Here is a 7,916-nt window from a genome sequence, read left to right as displayed (position 1 = left end):
GCCCAACGTGCCGGTGGTTTCTTCACCGGCCTCAATCTCGTGACTATCCTCGCCCGTGTCGGTTTTGGCAAACTTGACCAGCAGATAGACATCGGCTGCCATCAGCATCCCATAGACTACCGTAAAACCAATCAGCGAGGTCAGCACCATGCCCACCTCCACGTTGGGCGAAACCCCGTCTTGGGTAAGCTGTAAACCAAACACAATCCAGGGTTGGCGGGCGATTTCGGTAAAGAGCCAGCCGGTGCTATTAGCAAGATAAGGTAGAAATACTGCCCAAATTAGCAGGCGCAGGAACAGGGGATATTGCTGAGTTTTGTTTTTCCACAGCAAATAGAGGGTCACCAGGAGGAGGGCCAGCATCACCAAACCCGCGCCCACCATAAAGCGGAAGGTCCAGTAACTCACGGCCACCGGCGGGATGTAGTCGCCAGGGCCGTAGGTTTGTTGATATTCGGCTTGCAGATTTTTGATGCCTTTGACCTGGCCGTTGAAGCGGTTATAGGCCAAGAAACTCAACAGACCTGGCATTTTAATGGCCCATACGTCGCGCAGTTCCGGTTCGTTGCCAATGGTAAAAAGCGACATCGGGGCCGGGTCTGCGCTTTCCCATAAGGCCTCTGCCGCCGCCATTTTCATGGGCTGCGCCTGGACCATGTGTTGGGCCTGAGTGTGTCCCACCACCATCACGGCAATAATCCCAATCAGGCCATAAATAGTGGCCCAGCCAAAGGAACGCCGGAACATCTCGCTGGATTCTCCCTTTTTGAGCAGGCGATAGGCGCTGATGGCCAGAACAAAAAAAGCGGCGGTAGTTATCCCGGAGAAGAATACGTGCGGGAATTGCACAAAGACATGGGGATTGAAGATCAGAGCCAAGAAGTCAACCATCTCGGCGCGGCCATTATTGAGGGTGTAACCAACCGGCTGCTGCATAAAAGAGTTGGCAATCAAAATCCATAAAGCCGAGAGATTGGAGCCAAGGGCCACCAACCAAATACAAGCCAGGTGGACGCCTTTGGACAATCTGTTCCAGCCAAAAATCCAGAGGCCCAAAAAGGTCGACTCGATAAAGAAGGCCATCAGCGCCTCAATGGCCAGGGGCGCGCCAAAGATGTCGCCCACAAAACGAGCATACTCGGACCAGTTCATACCAAACTGGAACTCCTGCACAATGCCGGTGACCACGCCCATGGCAAAATTAATGACAAACAGTTTGCCCCAAAATTTGGTCATCCGTTTGTAAACGTCGTCGCCGGTGCGGTAGTACATGGTTTGCATCAGGGCCACCAAAATGGATAAGCCCAGGGTGAGGGGCACAAAAAAGAAGTGATAGACCGTGGTCACGCCAAATTGCCAGCGGGCCAGCGCCAATGCGTCCATAAAAACCTCCTTGTTAAATTGAACATTCAGTTTTTATTTTAGTGAAAAAACCAACGGGTATAGTCTCAGCTGATGGACTTGCTGGAATGGGAGAACTGGTTCTATCTTACCTCGATAGCGCAATAGATATAAGTGACTTATGTCATTTTTCCCGATGACAAATGTCATTTGCCAGGGGTCTTGAATTGCCAAACTTTTGGTTTGGCTTTATCTTTAGGGCCAACACCTTTTGGAAGCAGGCAGGTAAACGATCATGGACCAATTTTTTGTTAAAGATTATACCGGCGCTCCCTTTGACTTATTTGGCCCGGCGCACTTAATAGCCCTGGCCGTGGTGGGGATGGTCAGCGCGGCGCTGCTTTACACCGGCCCCCGGTTCCCACAAACCTGGCGGCCATTCTTTAGATATGGGCTGGCCTTTATTTTGTTGCTTAACGAAGCCGCCTGGCACGCATGGAACGGGTTAACGGGCCAATGGACCATTCAAACCATGCTGCCTTTACATTTGTGCAGCGTATTTGTTTTTATTAGCGCGGCGTTGTTGATGACCAAAAACTACCGGATGTATGAATTTGTGTACCTTTTGGGCATTGCCGGGGCAACCCAGGCCCTGTTAACGCCGGATGCCGGCCCGTATGGTTTCCCTCACTTTCGGTTTTTTCAAATATTCATTTCACACGGGGCCATTGTGATTTCGGCCATTTATATGACCAGTGTAGAAACTTACCGGCCTACCGGCAAATCGTTGTGGCGGGTGGCCCTGTGGGGCAATGTCTATTTGTTAGGCGTTGGCCTGGTCAATGCCCTCATTGGCAGTAATTATCTTTTTATTGCCCGCAAACCCCCCACCGCCAGTTTGTTGGATGTTCTGCCGCCCTGGCCCTGGTATATTTTATGGATGGAGGTGTTAGGCTTGCTGGTGGTGTTATTGCTTTATCTGCCCTTTGCCATTTGGGATTGGCGCAAAACAAAAAAAACTCAGCCAAACTGGCCGGCCATGTTGGGATAGCGCTCTCTTTGCTGGCCCGGCTGCCGGGAGTGAATCTGGCGCTGCACCCGGCTGAGATGCCAATAAAGGCCGCGCCGGGCCAGCAGTTGGTTATGCGTGCCTTTTTCGGCAATACCGTTCCCCTGTAACACCACAATTAAATCGGCATTGCGGATGGTTGACAGGCGATGGGCAATCACCACAGTTGTTTTGCCCACCATCAGGCGTTCCAGAGCCTGCTGGATTAATAGCTCGGTTTCGGTATCCACCGACGAGGTGGCTTCATCCAAAATCAGGATAGGGGCATCTTTTAACACGGCCCGGGCAATGGATAAACGCTGCTTTTGCCCGCCCGACGGGTCGGTAATGGCGCCCACCATCACCTTGATGACCCAGGGGATCAGCAGTTGCACCCCCACCAGCAGCAGCATACTGATGACGGTGATACCGAGGGGGCGGAGGTAGTTACGGGCGTACACAAAGAGGAATTTTAGCGGTTTCGTAGGTCTGTCCCTTTCTTTATATAGAGATAACTTTGTCTGGTTATGATACGGAAGAGGTAGCGGTCCGTCAATTTAGATTGGCTGAAACCGGCTCAACAGTTGAGCGTAGTTGCATTATACTGTAAAAGTAGTGACTGACCACCGCCCCTAAGGAGGAACATTATGAATAAAAAAGTGATTGCTGTGATTGTTATCCTGGTTGTGCTTTGCCTGGCTATGGCTGTGGGGCTGTTTGCTTACCTGACTTTTCAGTCGGGGCTGGGCAGAACGCCAATTGTCAAGGCCACGGCGCTGCCACTGGCTACGGCATCACCGCTGCCGGTAGCAGAAGAACCGGACGGATTATTAATGATGGAAGAAGCCGAGGAGATGATGGCTCCACCGCTCGCCGCGCCGCCTCCGGACTTTAACACCGAGGAGTACGACGTTATTGAGGAGAGCGACTTTTTAGAGGCGCTCAGCAATCCCCTGTCTACCTTTTCTATTGACGTGGACACAGCTTCTTACAGTAATGTCAGACGCTTTATTAACAACTCTCAACTGCCACCCCCGGACGCGGTGCGTATTGAGGAGATGATTAATTATTTTACCTACGATTATCCCCCCCCGCAAGATGAGCATCCCTTTGCCGTGGTCACTGAGCTGTCTGAGTGCCCCTGGAACCCGGCCCACCAACTGATCCATATTGGCTTGCAGGGGCACAAGGTAGATAAAGGGCAGTTGCCCGACAGCAACCTGGTGTTCCTGCTGGACGTGTCGGGGTCAATGAACGAGCCAAACAAGCTGCCCCTGCTAAAACAGGGGTATCAACTGCTGGTGGAGCAATTGACCGGCCGGGATACGGTTTCGATTGTGGTGTATGCCGGGGCAGCCGGGTTGGTGCTGCCTCCCACCTCCGGCGATGATAAGGCCACCATTTTGCAGGCCATTGACATGTTGGAGGCCGGCGGCTCAACCGCGGGCGGGCAGGGTATCCAGTTGGCCTACCAGGTGGCCCAGGAAAACTTGATCCCCGGCGGCAACAACCGGGTCATCCTGGCTACCGACGGCGACTTCAATGTAGGCCCTTCGAGCGATGCGGAACTGGTGCGCATGATTGAGGAGAAGCGGGACGAAGGCATCTTTTTGACCGTGTTGGGCTTGGGCACAGGCAATTACAAGGACTCTAAGATGGAGCAGTTGGCCGATAAAGGCAACGGTAACTACGCCTACATTGACAATATCCGCGAGGCCAAAAAGGTGCTGGTCAGCGAAATGGCCGGTACGCTGCTGACCATTGCCAAAGACGTTAAATTGCAAATAGAGTTCAACCCGGCCAAAGTTAAAGCCTATCGCCTGATCGGTTACGAGAACCGGATGCTGGCTAAAGAGGACTTTGCCGACGATACCAAAGACGCGGGCGAGCTTGGAGCCGGGCACTCGGTTACTGCGCTGTACGAGATTATCCCTGCGGGTGCGGACGAGGCGGTGCGGCCCACACCTGAATTGAAGTATCAGGAGTCCCAACTTTCAGAAGAGGCTGCCCAGTCCAACGAGTTGATGACGGTGAAATTGCGGTACAAACTGCCCCACGGCGAGCAGAGCATCCTGCTGGCGCAGCCGGTGCTTGATGAAGCGGTGCCGCCTGAGCAGGCGTCGGACAACTTTAAGTTTGCGGCAGCAGTCGCCGAGTTTGGCCTGCTTTTGCGCGATTCTCAATTTAAGGGAGACGCCACCTACGCGCAGGTCTTGGCCTTAGCCAAAGCGGCCAAGGGGCAGGATGAAACGGGCTACCGAGCCGAGTTCATTCGCTTGGTGGAGACGGCTGAACTGCTGCAATAAGGCCAGCTAATAAGTTGGGCCGAAGAATGAAACCCAACCTACCATTCTGAGGCTACGCTACGCTGTCTAATATCTGCCAAATTTGTTCTAGCCAATCCAGATGTTCCGGCTTCATAAGACAGGAGCGCAGGCAGGTGACGTAATCCTGATCCAGGATGACGCCAGGCCAGATGTCTTTTAATAGTTTCGTCGGATAGTTAAAGGTGGCCAAATGTAGGTTAGCTTTCGCGGCACTCTGGAAGATTTCTTTTGATAATTTAGAGATGTCGCTGGCCCGTTTAGCGCGAGGCGCCCAAACCACAATGTCCAATTCCGGTTTGAGTATAGTTAAAAAACGGTTGTCGTTTGAGAGTTTGTGGTAAAGGGTCAACGCGACCTGGCGGGATTTGGCCAGGCTGGCCGCAAACTCGCCGCCGGGAATAGGCGGCAGCAGCCGGTGGGTGGCCCAGAGCGCCACCGCCGAAGCCCCGGCGCGGGAACACTCCAAACTGATTTCGCCCAGGTGTAACTCGGCAGAACTGAAGTAGGTGTAGGGCGAGTCGTGTTTGTAAAATCGGCCTACGCCCGGGTCCTTAAAAAGAATGCAGCCGCAGCCGTAGGGTTGTAAACCGTGCTTGTGGGGATCAATGACCACAGAATCAACCTGACCCAAACGACCAAACGCTTTTCGTGTAGAAATATCAAGGTTATCCACCAAGCTAAAATAACCGCCGTAAGCGGCGTCGGCGTGAAGGCGGAAGCCGTATTTCTCGCGTAGTTCCAAAATTTCCGGCAGCGGATCCACCGAGCCGGGGCCGGTAGTGCCGATGGTGGCCACCACGGCGCCCACCTGTCCTTCATCCAGAATTTTGACCAGGCTGTCAAGATCCATCCGGGCGTGGTTATCGCAAGGCACGGCTTGAAAGTCTAATTGTAGCACCTCCGAGATGCGGCGGTGGGTGTAATGCGCCTGCTCCGAAGCTGCCACTTTCATCCCCGGTTTTAACCGCCCGGCCACCCATAGGGCTTCCAAATTAGCCATTGTGCCGCCGCCGGTAAGATGTCCCAAAAACTGTTTCCAGCCAAACATAGCGGCAAGGTCGGCCACGGCTTCTTTTTCCATCTGAGAGCTGGCGCGACCCCCGTCCAGGGCGTGGTTGTTGGGGTTGATCCACAACGCCAGCATATAGGCCAGCCGGGCCACCGGATGCGGCGGCTTGAGCATTTGCCCGGCGTAATAGGGATGGAAGTAGGGGTAGTTGTTTTGCATCCTTTCGGCCACTGCCAGAAGAACATTTTTGAGACGATCCAGGTCAAGGTTGTGCTCAATATCGGGCAGTTCTGAAAATCCGGTTTCCAGCGTGTTGAGCGCTTGTTCAAGGATAACCAGGCTTTTGGTTTCAAGTTGCATGGGTTTCTCTCCTGATGGATGATATAGTTATTTAGATAATGTTTTGGGGCAGAGATAGAACATTGTCCTGTCTCTACTTGACAAAGCGGGAAGTGTTTGCGGTAGACATCAAAATAACCCAGGTCCAATCTGGATACCTGTAAAAAAGTGTTTGATTATACTGTCTCCCGGCCTGAACAGCAAGCAGGCATTTTGTTGAAACCCTTTCTGGTTTTTAAGAGGCAGATTCTAAAGCTCATAAGGGGGAAATATGAGCCAGGTATTCACTCCCCCCAAAAGCCCATTGTTTCTGGCAAGTGGATTTGTTATACTGAAGTATACTGGTTTCAAACAACTCTGTTTTTTGCACCTTGCCAAATTTTTGCCTTCGCTTTAGGGCGGACGTGTGATGGATACTTTGGGCCTACAATATCGCATTTATCTATTGGCGGTTGACCTGTTTGCGGTGACTGCCCTGGTATTGGGCTTTATCAGTTTTTCCAAACAAGGCCGCAGCGAACGATTGTTCCCCTTGATTCTCCTGGTGATTGGCCGTTCCTTGGCCTTGATTGTTTCCCTGACCAATCTTGACCGCAACCAATTTCTCATCATTGTTGGCGCGTTAGAATCGTTTAGCGCCCTTTGTGTAATTTGGGCCTTAACCGGCCCTACGGCCCAACTCCCTTCACGCTGGCAAGAGTTGATATGGATTGGGGGAGCCATGGCTGTTTTCTTTTGTTTTTTGCCGCTCGCGCCTATTCCCATTTTGGAACAAATTCCCCCCCCAATTTATGGTTTAACTCTGGCCGCGCTGGGCGTTTCGCTCATATTTGTGGTGCAAGGGGAAGCGTGGTGGACTCATCTGGCTCCGCCTATTGTTTTGGCGTTGGCCAATTTTTTTGCTTTGTTGGGTTTGATCTATGTCTCCTGGCTATTTGGCCTGTTGGCTTATGGTATTGTCATTGGCGCCCTTCATTGGGAAGGCGTGCAGACTTATTGGGAAAGCATCAAGGTTTTTCAGGAACGCCAACTTGCCGCGGAAGCGTTGGCTCAAGAAGCAGCTGGCCAGGACCAAGAACGCCAACGATTATTTGAATCCCGCGAAATCATCAGCAACGTGCCTAACTTGAGCCAGGCCATGGAACACATTGTACGCAGCATGGCCCGGATTGCCCGGGTTGACCAGGTGGTTCTGTTTATGCTGGATGTAAGGGCGATGGGCATAGCGCACGTGGTTACGGTTTACAGCCCGGAACGTCCCTTCCATATTACCAGCCGCGACGAGATGATTTTTGAATTAGAACATTATCCCACTTTGCAAAAAGCCGTGGAAGACCAGCAGCAACTATTACTGCCGCAGCAAAATGCAAATGGTTTGCATAAACTATACGCTTTGTGGAATGAAGAACGCACTGGCCCCACGTTGATCCAACCCCTCATGGTGCAAGGACGCCCGGTGGGCGCTTTAATGTTGGGCAATCCGGTCACCCACCGGCCCATCCCTGAACGAGACGCCGCTTTATGCCATAACTTAGCCCCCCAAATTGCCTTGATGGTAGAATACCGCCGGCGTTACCTGGAACTTGAACTCCAGGCCGAGGCCATGGCGGTCACGGTGCAACAACAGTTGAGCCGAACCAGGCAGCGGCAGGTGGGTCAAACCGAACCGGAATCGCTCCCCGAAACAATAGTTGAGCCGGCCCTTGATCTTATTGCGGAACCAACAGCCGGGCAGCCCCTCCCGGCAGTTGCGTCCCCCGTGACTGTTGACCCCGCCGTGGCGGTTGACCCCGCCGTGGCGGTTGACCCCGCCGTGGCGGTTGACCCCGCCGTGGCGGTTGACCCCGCCGTG

Annotated in this window: 6 protein-coding genes; 3 read left to right on the top strand and 3 right to left on the bottom strand. The window is 53.0% G+C overall.

Annotated elements, in window-relative coordinates; all coding sequences use genetic code 11:
- A partial coding sequence (locus JW953_11030) for a cytochrome ubiquinol oxidase subunit I (protein ID MBN1993228.1) occupies positions 1–1,383 on the bottom strand: 1,383 nt, incomplete at its 3' end.
- A 253-nt stretch (positions 1,384–1,636) separates the two neighbouring features.
- Here JW953_11030 and JW953_11025 point away from each other — a divergent pair.
- Positions 1,637–2,392, top strand: coding sequence for a TIGR02206 family membrane protein (locus JW953_11025; GenBank protein ID MBN1993227.1), 756 nt, complete (start codon positions 1,637–1,639; stop codon positions 2,390–2,392).
- On the opposite strand, the gene JW953_11020 is transcribed toward JW953_11025, so the two are convergent.
- Entirely contained in the window at positions 2,362–2,802 is a 441-nt protein-coding gene (locus JW953_11020) for an ATP-binding cassette domain-containing protein (GenBank protein MBN1993226.1), read from the bottom strand. The genes JW953_11025 and JW953_11020 overlap by 31 nt on opposite strands.
- Before the next feature lie 288 nt (positions 2,803–3,090).
- On the opposite strand from JW953_11020, the gene JW953_11015 reads away from it, so the two are divergent.
- Complete coding sequence (locus JW953_11015; GenBank protein MBN1993225.1) at positions 3,091–4,695, top strand: VWA domain-containing protein; 1,605 nt, start codon at positions 3,091–3,093, stop codon at positions 4,693–4,695.
- 52 nt (positions 4,696–4,747) lie between these two features.
- On the opposite strand, the gene JW953_11010 is transcribed toward JW953_11015, so the two are convergent.
- Complete coding sequence (locus JW953_11010; protein ID MBN1993224.1) at positions 4,748–6,085, bottom strand: aspartate aminotransferase family protein; 1,338 nt, start codon at positions 6,083–6,085, stop codon at positions 4,748–4,750.
- A gap of 388 nt (positions 6,086–6,473) precedes the next feature.
- Between JW953_11010 and JW953_11005 the strand changes: the two genes are divergently transcribed.
- Positions 6,474–7,916 (top strand): hypothetical protein (locus tag JW953_11005; GenBank protein ID MBN1993223.1); only part of this gene is annotated, 1,443 nt, incomplete at its 3' end.

The sequence above is a fragment of the Anaerolineae bacterium genome, from assembly GCA_016931895.1.
Taxonomy (GTDB): Bacteria; Chloroflexota; Anaerolineae; order 4572-78; family J111; genus JAFGNV01.
Note: the sequence above shows the minus strand (reverse complement) of the source record. Positions and strands in the feature narration are given on the sequence as shown.